The sequence below is a fragment of the Stygiolobus azoricus genome (assembly GCF_009729035.1).
GTDB lineage: Archaea > Thermoproteota > Thermoprotei_A > Sulfolobales > Sulfolobaceae > Stygiolobus > Stygiolobus azoricus.
Map to the genome: position 1 here is coordinate 522,530 of NZ_CP045483.1, position 26,602 is coordinate 549,131.

A 26,602-nucleotide genomic window follows, 5' to 3' on the forward strand; every position below is an offset into this window, starting at 1 on the left:
GATCACTCCTAAGGAGTGCGGCCGCCGGGATTTGAACCCGGGACCTCCTGCGTCTCCTGCGAGCTCGTGGCAGGCAGGCGTCCTAATCCAGGCTAGACTACGGCCGCACTGTGAGTTATTACTTATACTATCACTTATTAAAAATTTTCTCGTTAGCAATTACATGTGAAGTATACCTCGGCAGAGAACGTACTGTATACCTAATTTTATTCATGCTGTTATACTACGAGGTAAGGTAAAGATTTCGTTAGAGAATCGGTCTTCTTTTCATTCCACTGTGACTATATCCTTCTCCCTTGAACCTCTCTTCTTCCCAAACGTTGCCTCTTTCATGATATCCTCTTTCCTCCCAGAAACCGTCCTGATATTCTGATGTAAAGTGAATAGCAGTTAACCATTTAGCGCTTTTCCACGCATAAAGGTGAGGTATAAAGGGACGTGTAGGAAATCCTGACTTTTTGTCTAAAGGTTTTCCGTTCATCTTTAAAGCTATTATTGCATCCTCTGACAAAGCGTCTTCAATTGGGACTACTGAAATGTATCCGTCTAATGAGTAGAACATTACCCATTTTGCAGTGCCTTTCACCTTAGCTAAGGATGCTATCGTTTTCATCTTTATCCCTTCCCATTTTACACCAGCTACACTCCACCCAGTAACACAGTGGAAGTCCCTTACGTATTCCGTATCTATCATCTTCAGAAGTTCCTTATAAGTGAACTCCAACTTATTCTCCATTTCTCCTAATATCTTTAGTCTGTAACTTTGTAAATCAACTTCTGGGACTCCTAATGCAGCATAATATATGAATTTTTTAACGTATCTCTGACCAGGTGGAATTTGTTCTTGCATTAGTAAAAATAATGAGAGTGACTTAATAAAGTGGTGTTAAAATGATGCTAATACTCTGTATTTAGCCATTGTCTGGGCTTTGGAATAACAATTAAGAAGTTGCTTCACCGAGGTAGACCACCTGAAGTTCTCCTCCACCCTTCTTATACTATTCTCTCTGACCTTATCCCAAAAGTCAACACTTTCTGGTTTGAATATTAAGTTAGGGTTGTTAAGTATACTCGTATCTTTCTTCTCGGTAGCTATTGATAGCAGGAGAGACGTAGTGAGGGCTCTACCTAGCTCCCATATGTTTTCTGGCTCTACTAAAAACCCGGTTCCGTTTTCACTGTCTCCCCTTATGTCTACTACGGTCTCTCTCAGCCCTCCTACAGCATATGCTACAACCGGTACTCCTAAAGCCATGGCTTCCACGGAGACTAAACCGAATGGCTCCCATCTAGACGGTATCGCAAAGACAGATGCTGCATAGTAGAACAGTTTATAAATATCCTTGGGTAAGGATGAAGACATTATAATCCTAATATTTCCTCCCATTTCAGAAGCTTTATTAATTACGTCTTGAAGTAACCCATAATCTCCTGAAGGCAGTCCCGATATGATCAGTTTAGCGTTGGGAATTACATTAAGCGTCTCCCTGAATGCTCTTATCAATAAATCTACTCCCTTCTGGTAAACCATCCTTCCCGCAAAGAGAACTAAAGGTCCGTCATCGAGTCTGGCATAAGTCCAATCGTCTTTGATCCCTATCCTGAAGCGATTATTCCAAAGCATATTCCCCGTTAAGTAATCCTCAGGTATAATCCTCAATCTTTCCAGTTCCTCATAAAGTCTCCTCCTTACGATATTTCTATCTGTAGTGTTGAACCTAGCTTTAGCGTATTCTATCACCTCACTTATGTTCCAGTCGGTACCGTTGTATGTTACACAGCTCTTATTCTCTATCCAATTACCTATGAAGTTATAAACGTCGTAAGTTAGGTAACTCTTACTTACGGTTGCTATCATATCCGCTTCATAGGCTCCGAACTTTTCTATGAAACCCGAGGACAAGTCGTCCCACACTTGTCTCGTAGTGTATAGTTCGTGTTTTATTACTTTCCATATGTAATGCGGGCAATTCACCAGACCTGACCAGTCCTCTGAGGCGTAATGCCAAGGGAATCCTACCTTGTTAATTAGATGAATTGTATATACCAAAGGTACTATAATTCTCCTAGTTTCAAATACTTGTTTTGCCCCTACACCTGCTAAAACTGAGTGCCAATCATGGACGTGAATAATTGACGGGACGTTTGAGGGTATAGAGAACTCCGAATATTTCATTACACCTCTTGCTAATAAAGAAGCCTTCTCGGTAATGTTTGCGTAAATGCTCCAATTGTCCATTAAGACCCCGGTATTGTAGTCTAGTCCCTTTACTAGGATCACGTTAAACCCGTCAAGTTTTCCTTCTTCAAATCCCAACTTATAGTGATATCTATTTCCGTCAAGTCCAACTCTGTCTCCTTCTGCGACTAAAGGTAACTCCCTGAGAGAAAGAAACTCCCTAAATTTAGGGTCTAAATGCCTCCCGTGACTGGGCATCAACACCGTTACTTTGTAACCCTTCTCTGCCAAGATCTTGCTTAGGTTATAAACTACTGGACCAAGACCTCCTAAACTAGCCACCTTTGTGAGTTCGGCAGAAATCATCCAAATGCTCTTGATTTCGTCGGGCATCCAAAGCGATTCATATCTTCTCATTTAGACCACTCCTGGACATACTTCTCAAATTCCTTGTATTCGGGGTGGTTTTTTAATACCTCGTAAAATTGCTTCAAAGTCCACACTTCTTTTCCCCTTTGCCCATTTACGTTAAATATGAAAGGTTCATTATTTATTCCTAGTTTATTCCTCATTTCTTCTTGGAATAATGTTATGGCGTAAAACTCGTTAATGAATGCATCAATAGGTGAATTGAAAGAACTAAAATAGGAGTGAACCTCTGCGGGCCCACCACTGCCTAAGAACATATAGTAATAATGATCACTAGTAGTGAAGTACCTCCATGCCTTCATATAATCACCGCCTAACTCTTTAGCTAACATTTCCGTCCTCCTCACCATCTCATCATACGCCCATTGCATAATATTTCCTAACCAACTAGTCTCGTCTTTGTTTACGTCTGCCCAAGATACAGTTTGGTCTAATGGAATTTCGTCGTACACGTTTTGATAGACTTCCCGCGGTAAAACCATCTTAACGCCAGCTCTCTTCAGCTCTCTGGGTAACCAGCGTAGGAAGTCTAGGATTCCGCTTTCTGGCCAGTGATGCTCACCGAACGTCTCATAGTCTACAAAGATCATCCCCGTGTCTCCCTCAGACCAGCTTACCCAGTCTGCAAATTTCTTAGCTGTTAAGGGATACTGATCCCAGTTTCTGTTTGAAAATCTAAAGGCAATATCATCACTTAGTCTGTAGTTCCTCAGAAATAGGGATAGGTTCGTTCCCTTAACCCTATAAACGTGGTTCGGACTTCTCCCTTTCAACAAACTTTCCTTTCCTTCCGTGACTATTGCCTTGAAACCCATCTTCTCCACTTCTTTCGCTATCCTGAAGTTAGTGATCAACTCCGTATTCTCGAAAGTCACCGGTTTTTGATCAAAGAGTTCTTTTATTAACTCTATGTGCTTTTTCACTTGTTCTCTCCATTCGTCCAAATCTGCCCACAATGACGTGACCGAGTGGTAATAAGTTTGTGAGAGGAACTCGACTTTTCTGGTATAAGAGAGTTGTTGTAGGAGTTCTATTACTTCTCTCCCCCACTTTTCCGCCTGCTCCACAAAAGTGCCAGAGATAGAGTAAAAGAACTTTACGTCATATCCTTCATTTTCACCTCTTTCAATTTCCTCAAGGATTATCTTGGTTGCTGGTATGTAACATTTCCTCTTTACCCTCTCAAAGACCTCCTTATTAAGGGAGTCGTCAAAGTACTTCGATAAAACGCCACTTCTGTACATTGGATTCCAAAGAAAGTCCTTTCTTATTCTGAAAGGTTGGTGTACTTCAAAACCTATACTGACGTGCCTCATGTATATATATGTTTTATAAATCATTGTATAAAAATTATTAAGTAATGACAATCCACATAGAAGATGTAAAGGTAATAATCCCGATAGGAGGAGAAGCGACTAGACTTAGACCTTTGACAGTAGAGACATCAAAAGCCGCCGTTAGGCTTCTGAACAGACCTTTAATTGAGTACACTTTATTGGAACTAGCTCGACAAGGGATAAAGGAGATAATTTTCGGTGTTAGGGGATATGTAAACTATCGTTCCTTGTTCGACTTATATAAGGAAGGAATTGGTTTTTCAGCTAGGTATCACATCAAACCTAGAGTCCACTTCAAGTACCAGCCAAGGGTTGATAGTATAGGAAATGCAGATTCAGTGAGGATAAACCTCGAATACTATGATATTCAAGAGACCTTTTTAGTGGTTCAAGGGGATAACTTATTCAAACTTGACGTTAAAAAGGTTCTCGAGTTCCATGAGAACAAAAACGCGTTCATGACCATTGTGTTAAAGCCTGTTGAAAACGTGGAGGAGTTCGGAGTTGCTGAACTTGAAAGCGACAATAGAATTAAGAGGTTCGTTGAGAAACCTAAAAAAGAAGAAGCACCAAGTAATTTGGCAAATACTGGCTTATACATCATTAGTCCTGAAATAAGGAAGGTCTTCAAGAGCGAGGAAGTTCAGGAAATGTATAAGATGGGAAAAATGGACTTTGGTAAGGACATAATACCGTACTTGATAAAGAAGGGATATCCCGTTTATGGGTATATCACTAATGATTTATGGTTCGATGTAGGTACTCCCGGAAGGTATTTGGACGCGATGCTGACCTTGCTGAAGACACTCGATGCTAAAGACATGCACGGAATTAGAATTGAACCCAATAGAAGGATCTTTGTTCAAGGTACGAGTCCAGACTCGAGGAAGAGAAGACTAGCTATTAAGAGGATGTATAAGAAGGGAGAGCTGAAGCTAGAAGGTAACATACTTATAGGGAGACATTGTCAGATAGGTAAATATACATATATAGAGGAGTCAAGCATTGATAACTTTACGATCATAGGAGAAGGAGTGAAAATAGTAAAAAGCTCAGTGATGGACAGATGCTATATCGGAGATTATGCTATAATTGAGAACTCAATTATAGCAAGACATGTAGAGATAAGGTCGTCCAAATCGAGACCTACAAGAATTATAAACAGTGTAATTGCAGAAGACGTAGTAATAGGAGAGGGAAGCGAAATTGTGAATTCTAAGATTTATCCTCATAAGCTTATTAACGCCGAAAGTAAGTTATACGATACAGTGCTCACATGAGGGCTCTTAGCATAGGCAACGGCAAGATACTGGTTAACTTAGATGAGTTCGGTAGGATCATCGACCTTTACTACCCTTATATAGGGATGGAAAATCACACTAATGGTAAACCCGTAAGGCAGTATATATTTACAGATAGACTATACCAAGATATTGAATGGAAAACGAGCCTTTCTTATCTTGACAACACGAACATAGGTGAGGTTAAAGCCGATATAGACAACAAGTTATCTCTCATCGCCTACGATTTCGCTGACCTATACGAGCCTTTATTTTACCGGATTATTAAAGTATACAACAAGTCAACTGAACCAGTGAAGGCAAAACTGCTTTTTCTCTTTGATCTAGACCTTTACTCAAACCCTTACGGAGACACAGCATTCTATGATCCTGAGACAAATGCAATCATCCATTACAAGTCTAAGAGGTATATAGGAATAAAACTTCTGGGAATCATGAAAGACTTTAACGAGTTCACCGTAGGTAAAAATGACGTTTTTGAAGATGTAAATGACGGTAACCTGAAAGGAAAGACTATAGAAAACGGAAACGTTCAGTCAGCATTAGCCTTTTCCTTGTCGCTAAATCCTTTAGGTAGCGAAAAAGCTTACTTAACAATAGCTTTCGATAGGACATTACAAGGTTTAAGAAAACTTCTTAAGAGGGTTACATCGACGGAAATTGAGTCCTCATTCACAAACTCGTATATGTTCTGGAAAAACTGGTTCAATAAGTTTGAGATAAAAGAGATAGATGAAAAGCTCCGAGATTTATTCCAGATAAGTCTATTGGTAATAAAAAATCACATGGATCAGAACGGCTCAATCATAGCCTCTTCAGATTACAGCTTCGTGGGAGTCTATGGTGATTCCTACACATACTGCTGGCCTAGAGATAGTGCAATAGCTGCTCATGCACTGGACTTAGCTGGTTATGGGGATCTTGCTGTTAAACACTATGAGTTTATTTCAAAACTCATAAGTGAGGATGGATTCTTATTCCATAAATATAATCCAGACAGTACGCTAGCAAGTTCATGGCATCCTTGGTTGATGAATGGTAAGAGGATTTACCCGATTCAAGAAGATGAAACGGCTTTACAAGTTTGGGCTATCGCTAAACACTACGAATATTATAAGGATATAGACGTGCTAGTCTCGATTTACAAAGATTTTGTTAAGCCCGCCGTAAGGTTCATGATGAGATATATTGAAGACGGTTTACCGAAGCCAAGTTTCGATTTATGGGAAGAGAGGTATGGAATTCACATCTACACAGTATCAACTGTATTCGGAGCACTTAAGTCTGCATCAAAGCTAGTAGCAGACATGGGAGATGAGGTGCTCTCAGGAGATATGATAACTATTGCCAGATATATGAAGGAAGAGGCTCTAAAAAGGATGGTTCATAACGACAGGTTTGTAAGACGTTTGGACGAATACGGGAACAAGGATCTTACAGTAGATGCAAGCATGTATTCTCCTTTCTTCTTCGAGATGGTAGAGCCAGAACATGTGGTCATGAAAAACACAATAAAGATTATTGAAGACTTACTAACGGTTAACGGTGGGATCATAAGGTATGAGAATGACTACTACAGAAGGGAGAGGTCTCAGCCTAATCCGTGGATAATAACTACCTTATGGGTTGCAGAGTATTACGCTGAAATAGGGGATATCCAGAGGGCTATGAAGTACGTAAAATGGGTAATGGATAGAGCTTTACCAACCGGTTTGCTTCCAGAGCAAGTTTATCCAGATTCACTGCAGAGTTCGTCTGTAATGCCTCTAGTGTGGTCTCACTCTGAGTTTATCATTACCTTAGATAAACTAATAACTAATAAGTAGTAAATTAAAGTGTGTTACCGCCGGAGGAATGCGAAAGGCGAGAATGGCTCTTATCCCTTAGAACTGGAGGATATTCCTCTTCAACCATTTGTGGTATAAACTCAAGGACTTACCACGGGTATCTAGTAGTACCTTTGAACCAACCCCACAAAAGATATGTAATGTTGTCTAAATTCGAGGATTTTTTGATAACCGATGAGGGTGAATTTCCGCTAAGTACAAACCATTACGAAGGAACATATTACCCAGACGGATATAGGTACTTAAAGGAGTTCAAATGGGGCAGGAATTACGTAAGATGGGTTTACGAGGTTAATAACGTTAGGTTAGAAAAGACTTTAATAGCTCATGAATTTGAAAATGCTATAACTGTAGAATACAAGGCGACCGATGGACGAGTTAAAATTTGTCCTCTAATTACCTATCGCAGTCACCATCTTGTAACACCTAAATCTATATTCTTTGATGTTTACTTTCAAGGACAAAAGGCTAGGGTAGTAAAAGACGACATTCCCTTCCTGAACTTCCTATTTGAAAACGGTATCAATGCAGAGATGACCGGATACTGGTACTATAACTTCTTTTACATCTTAGACTATGAGAGAGGTTCAAACCACAAGGAAGATCTCTTCAACCCATTCTGCGTAACAAGTAAAGATAACACCTTAATAGTTCACGTATACTATGACAAGTCTGGTTACGAAAAACTAAAGGAAAATCCCTATGACGTTCTAAAGCTCTTAGCAAGTGCCTCAACTGACTTTCTGGCCAAGGGGAAAGAAGGTTGGGCTATCATTGCAGGTTATCACTGGTTTGACGAGTGGGGTAGGGATACATTCATATCCATGGAGGGAATTTTACTCTTAAACGGATTGTATAAACTTGCTGAAGATATAACTGCACGGTATCTGAGCTACTCAGAGAGGGGGATGTTACCAAACCACATAACACCCGAAGGTGAACCTATTTACATGGGTGTTGATGTCAGCTTATGGGCGATAAATGCAGTTTACAAAATTTACACCTTCAGTGGTGATAAGGAATTTATCAGGAGAATTTATCCTCAACTTCAGGAAATAGTTGAATGGTATTCTAAGGGAAACGGGATAGTTTACATTAAAGATAACTTACTATTTCATAAAGGAGCGCCGAGAACGTGGATGGATGCAAGTTATAACGGTAGGATAGTCACACCGAGAGAAGGTGCTGCAGTGGAAATAAACGCATTATGGTATAATGCGTTAATGGTGATGAACTTTTTTTCTAAACTTCTAGGAGATAAACAAGATTCTTATGTAGAAATGGCTGAAAAAGTTAGAAACGCCTTCAACGAGAAGTTTGTAGCAAGTTGGGGTCTTTACGATTATATTGACCAGTATATGATATCTGATAAGTCCATAAGACCTAACCAACTTTTCGCATTATCATTACCCTTCAACGTTTTACCCCCAGAAATGGGCAAGGTAATGCTTGCTACGATTGAGAATGAACTTCTGAGACCTTACGGGCTCAGCACACTTTCCATGAGAGATCCCAGATACAAGCCCATATATAGAGGAGATAGGGCTAGTAGGGATGAAGCTTATCATAACGGTCCTATATGGCCTTGGTTGATAGGAGCTTATATAGACGCTAAATTAAAAGTCGAGAGTGATCTGATAAAGGCAAAAATGCTTATCGACATCTTTAGACCCCTACTGGATGTCATTAAGGAGAATAACGGATATATTCCTGAGCTATTCGAGGATATACCTCCGTATCTAGCTGGTGGTTGTATAGCCCAAGCGTGGAGTGTAGCTGAAGTTTACAGAGGGTTTAACAAAGTGATTGGCATTTAGGGTACCTTGCTGACTAAAGGTAAGAATTATAAACGGCAAGTTGGAATAGAAAACCATGATAATAAAAACACTCATGCTTCCAGACCCTCCAATAGTTTCCGTAAGGGATAAACTAGCCGAAGCATTTAAGAAAGTTAACACGAGAGGTATAGGAAGAGTTATAGTAGCTAATGACTCAATTGAAGGGATTATTTCCACTCGTGATTTACTTACTTTCGTTACGGAAAGGTGTGAAGAAGGTTGTGATAGGGGAGATATATTTGCACTTATTGAAAAACAAGTCGCACAAGTTATGACGCCTAGACCCGTTTACGCTTATGAAGATGATGATGTGATGGATGCATTAACATTAATGGTAGCTAGAAACTTCGGAGCCCTCCCAGTTTTGAATCGAGAGAAAAAAGTATCGGGCATTGTAACAGAAAGGGAACTACTCCTAATTTTTCAAGATCTAGACGAGTTATTTCCAGTGAAAAAGTTCATGACCAAAAAAGTAAGTACTGTCTATGAAGACGTCCCCGTGTTTGAAGCTGTAAAATTAATGATCAGGAGGGGGTTCAGGAGGTTACCTATAGTTGATGACCAAAATAAGGTTAAGGGTATAATAACAGCGGCTGACGCACTAAAACTCTTTACTAAAGCTGTGGTTAAGAGTGATCCAGACATGTTCTTCTCAAAGAAAGTCTCACAAGTAGCTACTAAAGATGTTCTAACTATAGACCCAGAGAAATCTATAAATGAAGCCGCAAGTACTATGATCATGAAAAAAGTAGGTTCGCTTCTGATACTGAAGGAAGATGGTACAGTGGGTGGTATAATTACGGAAAGGGACTTAATCATAGCTTTACATTATCAACTACATATAAGAGGAAAATGATATCTTTTTCTGTAACTAACATACATGAAAAAATAGATAGTATGTTATTTCTAAGTTCTGTAAAATAGTACAATAAAAGTATTATAAACCAACTTATGCAATCTATATATAGATTAAGTTGTTACACTTTAAAAATTAAAGTTACAATGAGATGGAATTAAAAATTAATTCTTTGTAACCAATATTTATAATGATGAAATTGGAAAAAGAAATCAAAGTATCACATCAAGTCGATGTTGTGTTGCAGATATTAGCTGATCCAGGCTTCACAATTCCTAGGATATTTCCTAACATTAATAGAATAAAAGTAGATGGTGAAAAGTTTGAAGCTGATGGAAAAGTTGTACTATCCTCCTATCATTTAACTGGGAGAGTGTTCCCTGGTTACAATGAAGTGAAGTATGTATTTGATTATGATAATGATAAAGGAGGTGTACTTAAAATAAGTAAAGTTAATGAAAACGTGATTAGGATCACGTTAGAGTATGACAGTTCGCTTATAGCTAGAATAGGAACGTTCATACTTAATTCTAACCTTAACAAGCTGGAAAAGAATATAAACGAGGATATTAGGTTAGAGAGAATAAAACGTAAAATCTAGTTCCTCTTTCTTATCATATGGAAATAGTTTTCTCTCCAGATGCGCCTAAACCGATAGGTCCTTACTCTCAAGCAGTAAAAGTAGGAAATACAGTATATGTGTCTGGACAAATTCCAGTAGATCCTAAGTCTGGAGAAGTTGTTAAAGGAGGGATTAAGGAACAGACAAGAGTTGTACTCGAAAACTTGAAGGCTGTCCTAAAGGCTGCCGGATTTGAGTTAAGCGATGTTGTAATGAGTTTCGTGTACTTAAAAGACATGAACATGTTCTCAGAATTCAATTCCGTATATGCGGAATACTTTAAGGAAAAACCACCCGCTAGAGTTACAGTGGAAGTATCAAGGTTACCAAAAGATGTTTTAATAGAAATAGCTGCTATAGGCTCGAAAGGTTAGTTAAGAAAAAATCTTTTTCATTAGTCTTTCTACGTGGGGGCACCCGTACGGGCTTCCGTGCGTACCGTGCTCAATGCATGTCGCTGATATAGGTTTACCTTCGAATAATAATAGAGATGCTTCATCGTCCTCTATTATCTTATAGAATGCCCCCTCAAAGACTACTCTATATGCAGCTTCTGCCATGTTTATATTCACCTTTGTTGTCTTCTTTTAATCTTTATTATTATCAAAACTCAAATATAAGCTTTTCTATGCATAAGCTTAAGGATTCTTAATTCAAAAGATTTTCATTGTATATAGATAAGGCAAAAAAGATTTCACTTAATATTACGATTATTCCATTTAAATACGAGATTAGGAAGGTTACTTGCAGTCTGCATAGTAATTACGGTAAACGAATCTGTGAGGCTTTCAATATTTGCAGTTCTTCCCCTAACTAAGGTTAGAACTAAGTTAACTAGCCAAACCACTGTAGCTACATCGGCTATGAAGGCACCTATAGAAGCCACTAGTTCACCTGGTATAAATGTCTGTGATAGAGGGAATATTTCAGCCTTTCTTATAAGCCCGGTTAAACCGAGCTCATCAAAACCTAGTACTACCATAGAAGAACCAACAAGGTAACCATAAAAATGAATCCACATAAGCCTTGAAGAATACCAGCTCCTTCCTGTCATCATAGGTATCATCAAATAGATGACAGCAAAACCTGCAGGGACTATAGATAACAATATAAAGCCGTGAAAATGCCCCACTACCCACATGGTCTCGTGGATAACTGCGTCAAATGTGATGGTTGCATTCGATATTCCAGTGACTCCGGAAAAGATCGAACCAACGAAGGATAGTGAAGTGAAGGCAGTTAATATATTCCACTCAACTCTAGCCCCTTTTACAGTAGCTAGGAGGTTAAAGAAGGTCATCAATGAGGGTAGTACTACTCCGTAAGTTAATATTTCCGTTAACACCTTTATCGCTATTGGTAAGTCAACCATGTAAAGGTGATGAATAGGTACGTTGTTGGAGAATAATAGGTAAAGGACAGCAGCAACTCTAGCCATTTTATCGCTATATAAAGGCTTGTTGGCTAACATAGGTATAAGTAAATACATAGCACCTACTGCAGGTAACCAAGCCATGTAAACTACGGCATGCCACAGAATTCCGAAGGCTATTTGATTTGCTATAGCATTCATACCCACTAGCCCGTAAAAAGCTAGTATATCCCAAATATTAGCTACTGTTTCTCCTGAATAGCCTATGGCATATAATAAGACGTCCATTAGTGTGAATACTAAGAAAATCGGCAGTTTTTCTCTGCTCGGATTTTTGCTGTGAAGATAATAATGGTAAATAATCCACAAAGTCTGCATATAAGTAGCAACGTCTATTAACATCCAGCCGAAATACCAGAGGGGCGATACGACATAAAGAGAGTATTCTGGTAATCCTAGAGGAACCAGATAGTACCAGCCTTCTGACGGGAAGTAATTATCGAATCCTTGGGAATTTACTATAAGTATCGGTCCCTCAAGTAACATGAAGGCTATGTTAAATAAAATGAAGGACACATTAAAGAACCATTTAGCTCTAGGTTCCATCTTCAGCATTTTGAATGTGAAGTAAATGAAGATAGCAAACTCTAATTGCTGTGCAAAACCGAAAAGATCTCTCATTCCGTGCAAGGTAATAGAGGCGTAGTATTCTTGCGGTGTTAAAGGTAATGTTTGAGTAAGTCCCCACGAAGCTTCTTGTATTCTAACCATTAAGGCGTCTACAACTCCTAATGCTCCCCATACTATACTCATCACGATCATAGCCATCGTTATTCTCGTTACCCAATCCTTATCCAGTTGAAATATCGCGTTTACGATTGAAACTAATTGTTTCATGATTATCAGAGTTAAATGTAGTGCATTAAATATTTGAATTTATAACTTTTTTATGAAATTTTCTTTTTTGTAGAAAAATTTAATTTGCTAAATTGCAATATTTACAAAAAATAACTTATAGAAATGGTCATGAGTAGAAAAAGACGAGTCTTAATCACTACGATTAAGCTGACTCTTTAAAAGAATGTGGCTTAATAATACTGACATAATACCAAGGGCTCATATTTAAATGGTATTATTTGTAGGCATATTAAATACATTAACACGATAATCAGTTAATTATGTTCATACTTTTCACAAAGGATGGAGAATATTACCTATATCTAGATGGTACTTTGAGAAAGACCCAAGAGAGACCTAAACTAAGAGGGGACGTGATCGGCTATGTTATCAAGTATGAGAACGGTAAGGTTAAGCTAACCTCTACACCAGTTTACGACTCCTCTAAGCTTGACGGTTTGAAAGAGGCGGTACTCGTAGATCGTATAGAAGAACTTAACGCATATATCTTCCAAACTCCCGATTCCGTAATCCTACATTTCGGAGAGATCAGAGGTAATGTGGTTGAAAATATTCCTTACTTACTAGTTCACGGTGTACCCATACCTAAAGGAGACGTGAAAACCTTGATGAATTACATGGACACAAGTTATGAACTAACCAAGTACATGCTCAGGGAACACAATAACCCTGAAGTAGTAAGGGCAGCGGTAATCGCATTATCCCGCTTAAACAAGTGCAATGAGGCCATACAGCTCTACAATACTTTGACCTCGAAGTTCCCAGAGGAATCTTTAGCAGTAGCTGAGTGCTATGAGAAGGTAGGAGAAGAATTAGAAGCCCTGAAAATATACTCCTTCTTCTCGGAGAATAAATATAGGGAATTAGAGAAGAAGTTAAGGGAGAGAGCTAACAGCTTAATAGACGAATTTGATAGAACCAGTAACGTTAAAGCGTTATTTGAAGCCTTAAAGGTATTACCAACTTATGATGCTCCAGCCCTTAAACTGGGCTGGTACTTCTTATCTAAGAAAAACTATAAGGAAGCTGTTAAGTATTTCGAAGAAGCGGTCAAACTAAGAAGAGACTTCAGTAACTTGTTGGCTCTAGCTAACGCTTATGTTAAGAACCAACAGTACGAACAAGCATTGAAAGTGATCGAGGAAGCTGAGAAGCTAAGGAGGAACTCCTCCACGGCTTATCTGAAGGGCTTAGCCTATGAGGCACTTAATTCCCCTTCAAATGCTATGAAGGAGTTCTTGTTTGCTTGTAAAGAGGGGTTCGTTGAAGCATGTAGTAAAGTAAAACCTTATATGCTCTACACACCTAGGGACGAGTTCGACCCAAGCAGTTGGATAGGGTATGTCCTTTACGGTTACAAAGTAGAAAAAGTAATAGGTACTGGAGGTATGGGTTATGTCCTCCTGGTGGAAAAGGGGATGAGAAAATTTGCCATGAAAGTGGTAAAGAAGGAGTTTCGTTATGACGAGTTACTTTATGAAGTAGCTAAAATGCAAGAGATATCTAAGGGCTCAACTAATTTAGTAAGGATATTTGCAAGTTTTGTAGATGAGAATTTTACAGACTACTACTCATCTCCACCGGCAATAGTTATGGAATATATGGAAGGAGGGGATCTGAGGGAGATTTTAGTAAATTCGGAGTTTTCGACACTAAGGCATTCGAGTAAGTGGAGTCAAATAGTTGCCGTGATCTTTTCAAAAATAGCCGATGCCGTAATTCACATTAATAAAAACGGGTACGTGCACTGCGACATAAAACCATCTAACGTTCTGTTCACTTCAAGACTTCCTAAATACGGGGATGAGGCGCTTGATGTATTAACTACAGGTAGAGTTGAGCCGAAACTTTCTGATCTTGGGTCGGCAGTAAAATTGGGTCTACCGGTCATTCACTACACACCGTACTATGCTCACCCAATGCAAAGGTTCGGAGGAAAGGCTGAATATAACTTTGATGTGTACTCATTTACAGTCTCACTATACGTAGCTTTGACAAATAACTTCCCCTTCCCAGAGTGGTTAGAAAGGGAGATAGAGGAAGCAGTAACTGATCCATCTAAAAGAGAAATTGCTCTAAAAGACTTCTACAGCCTAGAACCCAGGTTGGATTATATTCCCGAAGAATTCCGTGACATAATTGAAAAAGGCCTTAAGGGAGAACTCTCTATGGAGATGATAAGTAGGGAATTAAAGTACATAGTACGTTATAACTATGGTATAGACCTACAAAGTAATAATACTGCTAGCACTACTGAAATATGACACGAGGACGCACTCCTTTTCTCAACATAATTGAAAAGTTTTTAACTATTTCCTTAATCTTTTGTCAAACTTATATTATTTAAAAATTTCCGATTATTGCGATTTTATTGAGTGTGTTCAACAATTTAAATTATTTGAAACTTATTCATAGATCAACCTCAAATCCGATGTTGTTTAATAACTCCTTTAATAAAAGGGTTATTATCAAGATTTTTTAACAAAAATCCTACGTTAGGTTAGGAAAGTTTTACTCATTTATTTTAGTAAATATTAATTTAACAAAATAGTTAGGCAAACTTATTTTATTACCGTAAAGCTATATGAGTTCCTAAATCGAATTACAACATTGTGGTTCTCTTAGTCACCCGACTGACCACAAAATGTAGTTCCGAACCGATGGTGGGAACTATAAACTTTTTTGGAACGGAATCCCTCATTAGAGGAAGTCAGATCAAATACAACTTAATCCTAAACTCCATAGGTAGTTTTTCAACGTTTCTGATAAGATTCATTAACCTCTCATCTTTATCTTGTTTGCACCGAGCCTTATAACTTCCTCAACAACCAACCCTACTAACCTTCCTAGCAGATCCTTCAGGTGAAAGGAGTGAATCCTTGAGAGTATAATCAAGTATTTGTCGTAACGTCGTTGAGCTTTTCCTCATATTTTTTTAAAACTTCCTCGATTTCTTTTTCTGCACTCTGGTAAATTTCTAGAATCTTATCTAACTTCTCAGATAATATTGTCCCTCCAGCTCCCTTTCCTCCTTTTTTGGTTTCAATTCCACCCAGAAGTCCTTCAATCTTCTTTACATACTCCCAAGCAAATTTATACGACACATTTACGTTTTTAGCTGCCTCAGCAATACTTCCAGTGCTCTTAATGTTCTCTAGCAGTTTGACCCCACCCTTACCCAAAATAGGTTTACCGTCATCTGTTTCTATCCAGATTTTGAACCTAATCTTCATAAGTCTAAGCCTTCAGGGTATATTAGTTTCATAATATTATCAATTTTTTGCTTAACATCCTCTAAATCCTCCCCTACAACGTTAACATGCCCCATCTTTCTCCTCTTCTTGACTTCACTCTTACCGTACCAGTATACCTTTCCAAATTTCAACACCTCATAAGGAACATTGTCAGTCCCAATTATGTTAACCATTCCACCATAAGAAAGTAGTGTTGTATCTCCTAACTCTATTTCACTTATAGCCCTTATGTGCTGTTCGAATTGAGATACGAAAGCAGCATCAAGTGTGTAATGACCCGTATTGTGGACTCTAGGTGCGAACTCATTAATTAATATTTCTCCTTTTCTTACAAAGAACTCAATGCCCATAGTCCCTACGTACTCCAGTGAGTCTGCTAATCTCTTTGCAATATCCTTAAAACGATCATCGTTAAGTGGTCCGTAATTATAAACTAGAATACCTTTCTCGTTATAGTTAAAAGTAGGAGGATAAACCTTGAAATTTCCCTTCTTATCTCTAACCGCGATTATTGATGCCTCATAGTCATAATCCACAAACTCTTCAACCACAAATTTACATTTCATATCTTTTATGAATGAGTATTTTTCCACGTCACCCTTTATGAAATAGTGTCCCTTTCCGTCGTATCCTCCTCTACTCTGTTTAATAACACCTACGTTATTGAACTGGTCTTTAAGTATCCTTAACGCCTCTTCCCCATCTTCCGCTACGTAAAATTTGGGGGTCGGTAAGTTATGATTCTTATAATACATCTTCTCCTTCCATCTTTCTCTTTTCAGCTCAACAGTGTTTATATTAGGGAAGAGCTTATCCTTCTCTTTAGCGTATTCCAGAGCTTCTTCTTTTACGTGCTCAAACTCAAAAGTCACAATGTCAACTTGGTTGATCATCTCTTTGTATTCTTCGAGCTTGAAACACTTATCTGCAACCCTGCAAGCTGGGGCATTAGGTTCATCCATCACGTAGAAAGTGAAAGGGAACTTCCTCCCTTCAAGGATCATCATTAAACCTAGTTGTCCTCCTCCTAGAATTCCAATCTTCCTTTTATTCGAGTCTTGTATTAAGGACTTCATTTCTCATATCCTCTATGAACTTCTTTACTTTTTCAGCTATATCCGGATACTTAATACCTAAAATCCTTAAGGCGAGTAATGCAGCGTTTTTAGCTCCACCTATAGCTACTGTAGCAACGGGTACGCCATAGGGCATCTGGACTATTGATAGTAGGGAGTCTAACCCATTGAGGTTTTTAGACGGAATTGGTACTCCGATCACCGGTAAATGAGTTAAGGATGCAGTCATACCTGGGAGATGGGCTGCACCTCCAGCCCCCGCTATTATAACTTCAATACCTCGCTTATCTGCGGTTTTAGCAAATTCTACCATGAATTCTGGCGTTCTATGAGCAGAGACTACTCTAACCTCGGTTTCTACTCCGAAATTCTTGAGAATTTCAACGGCTTCTTTCATATATTCCCAATCGGATTTGCTCCCCATAATGACGGCTACTTTTGGCATGGTTATACTTTATCAAGAGGAAATTTAAGCTAAAATGTTAATTGAAAAAATTTATTTATGTTCATGTAAATACTAATTTTGAATGAACGAAATAACGCTATTACGTAGGGCTGAAGAGATTATCCTAATGCTTTCCAAAAACGATTTCTTAGAGAGTCTAGGATTTCAGATAGAAGATAATGAGACATTTGAGACTTCAATTCTTAGTGTGAAGATAAAAGGTAAAATAATGAAGAAGATTGAGGAAAACTCAGTGTCAATTCTCCTTCACACAAAACTTGGGTCTTGCAAAATCGACGTAGTAATTATTCCACTTGACGAGTACTCTAGCAGAATTAAAGTTAACGTAAGTGGTTGGGGCTTTGCAGGCAAAATTATGAAGAACAAAGTTATAAATAATTTGATCAACTTCGTAATCAAGGCTGAATTTGAGCCTAGTAGTATGATACAGAAGAAGCTAAAACTTAAGCTTTATACGAACTATATGGGATTTTTAAAACTCCTTGAAACACTGCCTAAGGATGAGTCTGTATACTACTTTCTAGTGGTTAATAAGTCTTATATAGTGGAAATAGTTAACGGGATACCTCTATATGGGGAGGAGATCAAAAAGAACTGTGAAGATATATGTTATATAGAACTTTATGAGTTTAAGCCAACTACTATTTAAATCTTTCTATCACAATAATATAACTGTATGGACGTTTACTCAGAAGATGAACTATTTAAAGTTATCAGAGGCGCTTATGAAGAGGGGCTTAAAATCCAGGTTTTAGGTAATGGTAAACACGGGAAAAAAGTAGGTGTAAACGAGTATGTCTACACTAGAAAGATGAACTGGTTTGAAATTAAAAACGGAGTTGTGGAGGCTTTAGCGGGAGCTGACGTAAACGCGATCAGAAAAGAGGCTAGCGAAGAAGGTTTACTTTTACCAACACTATACGATGGGACAGTAGGAGGATTACTTGCTACGAATTTTCCTTCACCACTTTCTACAGCTTACGGTAAGCCTATAGATTTTACTAATTGGGTAAGAGTGCTTACTCCTTATGGAGGTATTAAGTGGAAGATGTTAATTGGTTCCAAAGGGATTGTGGGAGCAATTTCTAGAGCTGAACTTAAACTCTACCCAAAGCCCTCAAAGATCTTAACTTACGAGAGGGAGGAGGTAGTTGATAGAGACATATCAAAACTAATGAGCCTTTCACCCCTAGTATTACTGGTAGACTATCAGGGAGGGAAATTTAGAGTTCATGCCTCATACACTAAAGAGGTAATGCTAAAGGGTTATTCAGTTGACGAGGGAGTTCCTCTAGTTGAGGTAAATGACGAGAGGAAAGAAGTTATAGTCGAAGGGGACGACTTCGAGAGTTTCAAAAAGGTTGTAGAAGTATCACAGCCTTTATACGCCTACTGGATATGGAAGAGCGGAATTTTTGTTTTGGTAAATGCGGATACAGAAATGTTAAAAGAGGCTCATATAGAGTATTATACTAAGGATCAACCGAAAGAGGTTTACGTTAAACTTAAGAGGTTGTTAGACGCTAGGAGTATCTTTGTTTAGGGGTCTTAATGACTAGACATTTCATAATAGATTGTGATACTGCAGAAGACGACATAATGTCATTATTTGCTTTAATTAAGAACGGGATATCAGTAGAGGCTTTAACGATCGTAGAGGGTAACATATCTTACGAACAAGAAATAAATAACGCATTATGGGCGTTAGAGTTCATCGGAAAAGACGTTAAGGTCTACCCTGGAAGCGATAGACCGTTAGTTAAACCGTTTAGGAGTGTTGAGGAAGTCCACGGAAAGGGTGGTATAGGAGATGAAATAGTCAAGCCCAGTAAGCTTAAGCCGGAGAACAAGAGAGCCATGGACGCAATAGTGGAGCTAGCCGACAGATACGCTGGGGAATTAGAGTTCTTAGCTATTTCCCCTTTGACAAACTTAGCACTAGCCTATTTGAAAGACAAGAGCATAGTTGATAAGATCAAGAAAGTTTGGGTGATGGGAGGTACCGCGTGGGGAAGAGGTAACATAACTCCGGTCGCTGAGTACAACATATGGGTAGACCCGGATGCAGCTAAGATAATATTCAATGCGGGTTTCGACATCACTATGGTACCTTGGGATGTCATTGTAAACTACCCCATTAATGACGAGTTGTGGAACAAGATAAAGAGCATGAACACAAAGATGAGCCAGTTTTACATCAAAATCTACTCCCACTATAGAGATTACTCGATGAAGAACGAGAAGATAGGTGGCACTCCTCACCCGGACTTGATAACCACAAGTATTGCTATAGACAGAAGTATTATTAAGAAATCAGAGAGACATTATGTAGATATAGAGAACTGTGACTGTCTGACTAGGGGGATGACAGTTATCGACTACTTAGATCTGTGGAAGAAAAAGGCGAATACCGAGGTAGTTTATGAGATCCACTTCGACAAATTTCTCAACCTACTCTTCGACCTGCTAAAGTGGTTTTAACAAATTTAGTTAAGTTTAGATTTTTTAAACAAAAGTTTTAGACAGACGTGATGAGAGTAAATAGCCTCACTTGAAAGCTTAGTTTATAACAGTTTTTAAGGCTCGGCATGAAGATTAACACATGGACTTGGAAAACCTGAGGGACAAACTAAAATCTTTTTATTTATCTTCTGGAGGGTTTTTCTTAGACGGTTATGATCTCTCAGTGATATCCTACGCACTACTTTTCATTGTTAAGGAAATGTCCTTAACTCCTTTGCAAGAGGGTTTAGTCACCGCTTCTTCCTTGATGGGTATGGGAATCGGTGCTGTACTATTTGGATACTTGTCCGACAAATTAGGAAGGAAAAAGTTATTTGGACTCGACCTCTTCTTCTTCACCGTATTTGCGATCCTATCAGCTTTGTCCACCAATGTGTGGGAGCTTTTCGTCTTTAGGTTCCTTCTTGGCATCGGTATAGGTGGAGATTACCCTATAAGTAGTACTATTGTCTCTGAGTTCTCTCCCTCAAAGAGTAGAGGAAAGTACCTCGTGGGTTCAGTGGCTATGTATTGGTTAGGGACCCTGTTTTCGGCTATAGTGAACCTGGTCTTCCTAGGCACTGGAGACTATTTCTGGCGTTACTCCTTCGCTGTAGGTGGGATATTAGCTATCCCAATAATCCTAGGTAGGATATCCTTTTCTGAATCCCCAAGATGGCTTGTTTCCAAGGGGTTCATAAATGAGGAGGGTCTACCTACGCAAGAGGAAGAAAATAAAGGAGTTACAACCAAAGACTTACTAAGGGGAAAGGCAGGCTTAATGCTACTATCCCTTTCAGTTATTTGGTTCTTATTCGACGTGGCGTCTTACGGAATTGGACTATACTACCCTTCGTTACTACATCAGTTTGCATTCCCTTCTAAAGTAGAGACTCTTTACGGTACGATGCTAATTTCAGTAGGGGCTATAATAGGGTATGTAATAGCCGTGGCAATTATCGATGAAATAGGAAGGAGATTTACATTATTTTCAGGACTGGGCTCCATGAGCTTTTTGCTGGTCTTAGGCGGTCTGGCTAAGGTATCTGGAGTAATTCTCTTACCTTACTTCATGGTATTCGTTGCAATGGAGCAATGGGCGGGAGCAGTAACACTATTTTATCCAACTGAGATCTTCCCGACCTCTGTAAGGTCAACCGCACAAGGAATTACTACCGCCGCAAGTAGGATAGGGGCAGTACTGGGGGTCTTCGTGTTTCCCTCTATGGTCAAGTCTTTGGGGCTTGGGAATTCATTTTTACTTTTCGGCGCCATATCGCTTCTCGCCCTACTCATAAGCATTGCTAGTGTAAAAGAGACTAAGAAGAAGAAGTTAGAAGAGGCAAGTTTAGGAAAAGTAATGAGAGCTAACAATCGAACTTAGTGCACACAGAAATTTCCATCTCTCTCACGAGGTCTCTCAAGATGATGTAGTTCTTGTAGAGTTCTTCCAGCCCTTGTTCTGTTATACCGAATATAATGTCGCCATTCCCTATGTATGCTTTCTTTGCTATGAATCCTTTTTTCTCGAGCTCTTGTAGAGACTTGGCTATCCTCCTTCTTCTCACTCCCAGATACTGCTCAATCTCCCTGATACTCATCTCGTCCTCGGACAACACCGTAAGGATGGCTAGTTCAAGTATGTCCATATATGATAGACTTAGAGCTGAAGTATTTAAATCGCTTTTCAGAATTATCAAGTACGTAAAGTTACACAGCACGTGTACTGCTATTTACAGATCTCTTACGATTCAAACCGTTCAACTAGTTAACTAATTACAGTTTTAGTTCCCTACCCGTTAAGAAAAGGAATAATGCTAAAGTAAGGGACACTCCAGAAGAAATGAAGAGAGATAATGCTGGAGAAAAGGAAATAGCACTCGCTATGAATCCCATCAACCATCCTATCTGTTGCAGGGAATTGATCGAGGCATAAGTTTCGGGGCTTCTGCTATCAACTTCCTCTAACGCACTGGGGATAATAGCCTCCCATGAACCGAAAAGTATGGAAAAGAAGGGAGACACTAACATAAGTGGTAATAAAGAAAATATGACTAGATAGACCGGTAGAAAAGGTCTCCTAATGTAAGACGAGATAAAAGTGAGAGACATCCCAAAGATTTCCGCTAAGGTAGCTAAAACTCCTACGAAAAAGTCGTTAAGGTTGTATATGGTCTTAATCTCCAGATATACATAAGGAAAAACTAGGGAAATAGGAAAAATAACTAGGATTGGGATAAGTGATTTTCTATTAAACGTTATCTTACCTCTGGGTAAGACCTTCTCTTCTAGGAATAAGATCGGAACAGAAGAGACCCAGTTAAACACTCCTGCAATGAGGAATACAAGACTTATTCCAAAATAATCAGCTAAAAATCCACCTATTACGGGGGTAAACAATGAAGGTAAAATGGAAAACCCCCAGACTCTCGTTATTACACCCTTGCCGCAAGAGCTCATGTAGGAGTAGAAGTTAGGTAGCGAGAGGAATGTGGTATAAGTTATTATAAAGCCAATAGCTAACTCAGCGAAGTCCTTAGCAAAAGCTACTATCAGATAACCGAAACCGGATATGAACATACCTAACCACATGGTTTTTACTACTCCTATACTCCTAGAAATCTTAGCCCCGAGAACTGGCATTGGTATTGCAAAGAGGGTGAAAAGTACATATAGTAAACTAACGTATTGACTGGGTATGAACGACGTTGCGTATATTGAAATAAACGGGTAACTGAGATAATAGGAAATCCCCCAGAAGACCCAACTCAGCACTATTACCCCTACTTTCTTCATCCTCCTATTCTTCACATTAAAGGTAAAAGCTTTTTATGAGTGTTTAAACAATTTATACTGATCCATATGGGTGAAAAACTGTCGGAACAGTTACAACAATTAGGCGAGAAAAATCTAGAAGAGAAAGCAGATTATAATATGAGATATTATCTATATTTATACAAAAAGAGCGTTGAAGACCCTGCAGGATTCTGGGGAGAGTTAGCTAAAGAATTAATAGACTGGTTCGAACCTTGGCGAAAGACGTTCGTCCAAGAAGAAGGGTTACTCACCAAGTGGTTCGTAGGTGGGAAACTTAATGCTTCTTATAATGCAGTAGACAGACACTTAAACTCTCATAGAAAGTACAAGGCTGCTATAATATGGGAAAGCGGCAGAGGAGAGAAGAAAGTAGTAACTTATCAAGACCTTTATTACGAAGTTAACAAGTGGGCTAACGCGTTGAGGCAGCTGGGGGTACAGAAGGGTGACAGAGTAACAATATACATGCCCTTAACTCCAGAGGGTGTAATTGCGAAGTTAGCTGTAGCTAGGTTGGGGGCAATCCACAGCGTAGTATTTGCCGGCTTTGGAGCACAAGCATTAGCTGATAGAATTCAAGACGCTGGATCCAAAGTAGTTATTACAGCCGACGCTTATTATAGGAGGGGTAAAATTGTTGAGTTAAAGAAGACTGTAGATGAAGCTCTACAGATACTTGGGAATAACAGCCCCGTCCAAAAGGTTCTTGTGTACAAAAGAACGGGGACTGAGATCCCGTTTGACGAGAAGAGGGATGTCTACTTTGATGAAGTCGGTAAGTTTAAGCCTGTAGAGCCTGAACCGGTAGAAGCCACTCAACCCTTATTTATCTTGTACACCTCTGGGACTACGGGTAAGCCTAAAGGAATCGTTCACAGTACCGGAGGTTATCTGGTTGGTACTGCAGCAATGCTCCTTTGGAGCTACGGCCTAAGTCAGGATAACGATGTATTGTTCAACACCTCTGACATAGGTTGGATTGTAGGTCACTCTTACATAACTTACTCACCCCTAGTTATGGGTAGGACAATAGTAATTTATGAAGATGCCCCAGATTATCCGTACCCAGACAAGTGGGCTGAGTTAATAGAGAAGTATAAGGCCACGACATTCGGTACTTCAGCAACGGCTATAAGGTCGTTCATGAAGTACGGAGAAGACTACGTTAAGCAACATGACTTGTCTTCACTGAGGATTATCGTCACTAACGGAGAGCCCCTTAACTACGCCCCATGGAAGTGGGGACTAGAAGTCGTAGGAGGAGGAAAAGTATTCATGTCCCACCAGTGGTGGCAAACAGAGACCGGAGCTCCCAATATCGGTTACATACCTGGTGCAGTTTACTTGCCGATGAAATCAGGACCTGCCGTAGGCTTTGCTTTGCCTGGAAATAAGGTTCAAGTACTTAATGAAGAGGGCAAGCCAACTGCCCCGAGAGAGAGAGGATATCTCGTAATGTTACCACCGTTCCCGCCTATGATGATGATAGGAATGTGGAACGATCCGAATAACGAGAGGTTAAAGAAGACTTACTTCAACAAGTTCCCCGGAATTTATTATTCTGGAGACTATGCGATGATAGACGAGGACGGTTACATATGGGTAATGGGAAGAGCAGACGAGACAATAAAGGTAGCTGCTCACAGAATAGGTGCGGGAGAAGTTGAATCGATTGTGACAGCCCATCCGGCAGTGGCAGAAGCAGCAGCTGTAGGAATTCCAGATCCAGTAAAAGGTGAGGCTGTACACTTATTCGTAGTGTTAAAGTCCGGATATTCAGCGTCCCCCGAGCTAACAAAGGATATTCAGAATCACGTAAGGAAGTACATGGGAGCAATTGTTACGCCTGAGGTTCACTTCGTGGACAAGCTACCTAAGACAAGATCAGGGAAAGTAATGAGAAGAGTAATTAGGGCTGTAATGATGGGACAAAATGCAGGAGATATATCAACTCTTGAAGACGAGGCATCTATGGAAGATATAAAAAAGGCTGTAGAAGAGTTTAAGAAATCGCTAAAAAGCGAATAATAAGTTTTTATCTAAATTATCTATTTTATATATAAAAAGCAAACAACTTACGACTTTATTTTAAAACACACACAGTAAGTATAAACTCTCTATATGTATACTTTAGCTGCTTTATGCCCAGACCGGTATTTATAACTCCATTTTTACTAAATACTCTGCCTAACTAAATTTAATAAAAAGAGGGGAAGAGTGGACACTAGACACACAACTACCCATACATAAAATCCTGCAATAGATGGTATTATTAACTCATTCATTCCAATACCTATTTGTATTGCGTTTACCACAGCCAGTGAAAGAGAGGAATTATCACTCTTTACGATATCAACAACCAAGGAATAAATTACCGAAATACTCATCTCATTAAAAAATCCCATAATGAATAATCCCACCTCATAGTATTGTGTATACAAGGAGATTACCGGTATCACACCAAGTAACCCAGTTATTACGATCCACTTTATTTTGTCCCTTCTTTCTATTAACGCAGATAGAGCTCCTCCGAGTACTGAGGAGAGAAGTAGAATCGACGAGATTGATCCAGTTATTATTGCAGATCTACCTAGTACGTAAAATGAGAATGAAGGAAAATACTCGCTCACTACATAATAGGAGCCCCATATACCTGATGTAGCTAAAGCAATGATAGCTACCCTAACGTCTTTTATGACCTTAAAATTCGGCCTACTATTAGGATATGAAGCAAACCAGTTTACAATACCCATTAGAGCTGTTAATGAACCTAAGAACATAGAAGCAAGTTTGAAACCTAATATAGAGTCTACGAAACCCCAGTTTAACCCTAATATACCCCCAACTGCAAACATAGCGTTGTAAAGACCGAGGGCAGTTGTAACTCTTCCTTCATTTAAAACTGCTAATGTGCCTCCAGCTGATGAGAAAAAGAACGATGCTCCAAAACCAGTAAAAGCGTATAGAATTAGTACTGCATATGGTTCTTTAAATAAACTGATGAGGAAATCTGATACTCCCATAATTATAAGACCTATTGTATAAGTTCTTTTCATACCAAGCTTTGTAGAAATAATTGCGGCAGGGACTTGCATTATAGCAGCTGAAGCAAAGAAGGACAAGGGAATTAAGCTCACAAAATAATGAGGCGCATTTATACTTCTAATTAAATACGGTAAATAAGGAGAAAGGAAGAACCAACTTATCCCATAGACTGCCCTCGCGAGAAGTATTGGAATGCCTCTCAATTTCCATTAATGCCTGATTATGTGTTTAAAACATTATCTCTGTATTCGGAAAATTTTTAAAGGAAATGAACCGTAATCTACCTCGTGTTTATTAGAGGAAATAGAAAATTCCTCAAAACTCTAGCGTTGACAGTTATTTTCACTTCTTTATTTTTGCTCACATTAGCTTCTTCACACCTTACCGCAAAAATATGGGCTAGTGATTACGGTTACGGGTCCCCAACGACGCAAATAATTAACTCTACAGTCGTTAGTACTCAATCCACTACTACTCTAACCACTTCCTCGCAGGGAAAAATTACTCCTGACCAAACTATCACTTGCACTAAAACTATTACATCTACAGTGACCATAACTTCTACAATTATGAGTTATGTTACGGTCCATGTTGTAACTTCAGTCATAACTTATATAACCACAAGCGTTACAAACAGTGCTGAACTGTACAAAGGAGTTATAATAACTATAGCTATAGAACTTATAGGGTACCTTCTTTTAAGGAAAAATAAGAAAACAACTTATAGGAATTTGCGTGGATAG

Annotated in this window: 24 protein-coding genes and 1 tRNA gene; 13 read left to right on the forward strand and 12 right to left on the reverse strand. The window is 39.0% G+C overall.

Features of this window, described 5'->3' with window-relative positions; translation table 11 throughout:
* Positions 1–16: 16 nt before the first annotated feature.
* The 4 genes from D1868_RS03190 to D1868_RS03205 form a co-directional block, all read right to left on the reverse strand.
* Positions 17–107 (reverse strand) — tRNA-Gly (locus tag D1868_RS03190).
* 140 nt (positions 108–247) lie between these two features.
* Positions 248–850 carry a sulfite oxidase-like oxidoreductase gene (locus D1868_RS03195; RefSeq protein ID WP_156005480.1) on the reverse strand — a complete coding sequence of 201 codons (603 nt, stop codon included), beginning with the start codon at positions 848–850 and terminating at the stop codon, positions 248–250.
* A 36-nt stretch (positions 851–886) separates the two neighbouring features.
* The gene (locus D1868_RS03200) at positions 887–2,596 is read right to left on the reverse strand and encodes a glycogen/starch synthase (RefSeq protein ID WP_156005482.1); all 1,710 of its coding nucleotides are present in this window, start codon (positions 2,594–2,596) and stop codon (positions 887–889) included.
* Positions 2,593–3,924, reverse strand: coding sequence for a glycoside hydrolase family 57 protein (locus D1868_RS03205; protein WP_156005484.1), 1,332 nt, complete (start codon positions 3,922–3,924; stop codon positions 2,593–2,595). The genes D1868_RS03200 and D1868_RS03205 overlap by 4 nt, the downstream gene beginning before the upstream one ends.
* A gap of 44 nt (positions 3,925–3,968) precedes the next feature.
* On the opposite strand from D1868_RS03205, the gene D1868_RS03210 reads away from it, so the two are divergent.
* The 6 genes from D1868_RS03210 to D1868_RS03235 all read left to right on the forward strand — a co-directional run bounded on the left by D1868_RS03210 (position 3,969) and on the right by D1868_RS03235 (position 10,783).
* On the forward strand, positions 3,969–5,225 hold the full coding sequence (locus tag D1868_RS03210; RefSeq protein WP_156005486.1) for a DUF4954 family protein: 1,257 nt from the start codon (positions 3,969–3,971) through the stop codon (positions 5,223–5,225).
* Positions 5,222–7,072 carry a glycoside hydrolase family 15 protein gene (locus D1868_RS03215; protein ID WP_156005488.1) on the forward strand — a complete coding sequence of 617 codons (1,851 nt, stop codon included), beginning with the start codon at positions 5,222–5,224 and terminating at the stop codon, positions 7,070–7,072. The genes D1868_RS03210 and D1868_RS03215 overlap by 4 nt, the downstream gene beginning before the upstream one ends.
* Positions 7,073–7,083: 11 nt before the next feature.
* Positions 7,084–8,910 (forward strand): amylo-alpha-1,6-glucosidase, encoded by a 1,827-nt coding sequence (locus D1868_RS03220; RefSeq protein WP_156005490.1) that lies wholly within the window; start codon positions 7,084–7,086, stop codon positions 8,908–8,910.
* 55 nt (positions 8,911–8,965) lie between these two features.
* Complete coding sequence (locus tag D1868_RS03225; RefSeq protein WP_156005492.1) at positions 8,966–9,787, forward strand: CBS domain-containing protein; 822 nt, start codon at positions 8,966–8,968, stop codon at positions 9,785–9,787.
* 193 nt (positions 9,788–9,980) lie between these two features.
* A complete protein-coding gene (locus D1868_RS03230) occupies positions 9,981–10,388 on the forward strand; it encodes an STK_08120 family protein (protein ID WP_196770268.1) in 408 nt (135 codons plus the stop codon).
* A gap of 17 nt (positions 10,389–10,405) precedes the next feature.
* Positions 10,406–10,783 carry a RidA family protein gene (locus D1868_RS03235; protein ID WP_156005496.1) on the forward strand — a complete coding sequence of 126 codons (378 nt, stop codon included), beginning with the start codon at positions 10,406–10,408 and terminating at the stop codon, positions 10,781–10,783.
* Here the strand turns inward: D1868_RS03235 and D1868_RS03240 are convergent, their stop codons facing one another.
* Together D1868_RS03240 and D1868_RS03245 are read right to left on the reverse strand one after the other, a co-directional pair.
* Complete coding sequence (locus D1868_RS03240; RefSeq protein ID WP_156005498.1) at positions 10,784–10,969, reverse strand: hypothetical protein; 186 nt, start codon at positions 10,967–10,969, stop codon at positions 10,784–10,786. It abuts the gene before it with no gap.
* A gap of 134 nt (positions 10,970–11,103) precedes the next feature.
* Positions 11,104–12,678, reverse strand: coding sequence for a cbb3-type cytochrome c oxidase subunit I (locus tag D1868_RS03245; RefSeq protein ID WP_156005500.1), 1,575 nt, complete (start codon positions 12,676–12,678; stop codon positions 11,104–11,106).
* 281 nt (positions 12,679–12,959) lie between these two features.
* Between D1868_RS03245 and D1868_RS03250 the strand changes: the two genes are divergently transcribed.
* On the forward strand, positions 12,960–14,963 hold the full coding sequence (locus tag D1868_RS03250) for a protein kinase domain-containing protein (RefSeq protein ID WP_156005502.1): 2,004 nt from the start codon (positions 12,960–12,962) through the stop codon (positions 14,961–14,963).
* Positions 14,964–15,590: 627 nt separating this feature from the next.
* Here D1868_RS03250 and D1868_RS03255 read toward each other — a convergent pair.
* The 3 genes from D1868_RS03255 to purE are packed head-to-tail and all read right to left on the reverse strand — an operon-like array spanning position 15,591 to position 17,474.
* A complete protein-coding gene (locus D1868_RS03255) occupies positions 15,591–15,932 on the reverse strand; it encodes a winged helix-turn-helix domain-containing protein (RefSeq protein WP_156005504.1) in 342 nt (113 codons plus the stop codon).
* Entirely contained in the window at positions 15,929–17,029 is a 1,101-nt protein-coding gene (locus tag D1868_RS03260; RefSeq protein WP_156005506.1) for a 5-(carboxyamino)imidazole ribonucleotide synthase, read from the reverse strand. Before D1868_RS03260 ends, D1868_RS03255 begins: the two co-directional genes overlap by 4 nt.
* Positions 17,001–17,474: a 5-(carboxyamino)imidazole ribonucleotide mutase gene (gene purE, locus D1868_RS03265; protein ID WP_156005508.1), complete on the reverse strand. Its 474-nt coding sequence runs from the start codon at positions 17,472–17,474 to the stop codon at positions 17,001–17,003. The genes D1868_RS03260 and purE overlap by 29 nt, the downstream gene beginning before the upstream one ends.
* 82 nt (positions 17,475–17,556) lie before the next feature.
* Here purE and D1868_RS03270 point away from each other — a divergent pair, with 82 nt between their 5' ends.
* From D1868_RS03270 to D1868_RS03285, 4 genes are all read left to right on the forward strand, one after another.
* A complete protein-coding gene (locus D1868_RS03270; protein ID WP_156005510.1) occupies positions 17,557–18,144 on the forward strand; it encodes a hypothetical protein in 588 nt (195 codons plus the stop codon).
* 27 nt (positions 18,145–18,171) lie between these two features.
* Positions 18,172–19,038, forward strand: a complete 867-nt coding sequence (locus D1868_RS03275) for an FAD-binding protein (RefSeq protein WP_156005512.1) — start codon at positions 18,172–18,174, stop codon at positions 19,036–19,038.
* A gap of 8 nt (positions 19,039–19,046) precedes the next feature.
* Positions 19,047–19,976 carry a nucleoside hydrolase gene (locus D1868_RS03280; RefSeq protein ID WP_156005514.1) on the forward strand — a complete coding sequence of 310 codons (930 nt, stop codon included), beginning with the start codon at positions 19,047–19,049 and terminating at the stop codon, positions 19,974–19,976.
* A gap of 121 nt (positions 19,977–20,097) precedes the next feature.
* Complete coding sequence (locus D1868_RS03285) at positions 20,098–21,381, forward strand: MFS transporter (RefSeq protein WP_156005516.1); 1,284 nt, start codon at positions 20,098–20,100, stop codon at positions 21,379–21,381.
* Here D1868_RS03285 and D1868_RS03290 read toward each other — a convergent pair.
* Both D1868_RS03290 and D1868_RS03295 read right to left on the reverse strand, forming a co-directional pair.
* Positions 21,365–21,646 carry a MarR family transcriptional regulator gene (locus D1868_RS03290; protein ID WP_156005518.1) on the reverse strand — a complete coding sequence of 94 codons (282 nt, stop codon included), beginning with the start codon at positions 21,644–21,646 and terminating at the stop codon, positions 21,365–21,367. The two genes, D1868_RS03285 and D1868_RS03290, sit on opposite strands and share 17 nt — an antisense overlap.
* Positions 21,647–21,773: 127 nt before the next feature.
* On the reverse strand, positions 21,774–22,793 hold the full coding sequence (locus D1868_RS03295) for an MFS transporter (RefSeq protein WP_156005520.1): 1,020 nt from the start codon (positions 22,791–22,793) through the stop codon (positions 21,774–21,776).
* A 66-nt stretch (positions 22,794–22,859) separates the two neighbouring features.
* Between D1868_RS03295 and acs the strand changes: the two genes are divergently transcribed.
* Entirely contained in the window at positions 22,860–24,842 is a 1,983-nt protein-coding gene (acs, locus tag D1868_RS03300) for an acetate--CoA ligase (protein ID WP_156005522.1), read from the forward strand.
* 146 nt (positions 24,843–24,988) lie between these two features.
* On the opposite strand, the gene D1868_RS03305 is transcribed toward acs, so the two are convergent.
* Complete coding sequence (locus D1868_RS03305; RefSeq protein WP_156005524.1) at positions 24,989–26,062, reverse strand: MFS transporter; 1,074 nt, start codon at positions 26,060–26,062, stop codon at positions 24,989–24,991.
* Positions 26,063–26,146: 84 nt separating this feature from the next.
* Here D1868_RS03305 and D1868_RS03310 point away from each other — a divergent pair, with 84 nt between their 5' ends.
* Positions 26,147–26,602: a hypothetical protein gene (locus tag D1868_RS03310; protein WP_156005526.1), complete on the forward strand. Its 456-nt coding sequence runs from the start codon at positions 26,147–26,149 to the stop codon at positions 26,600–26,602.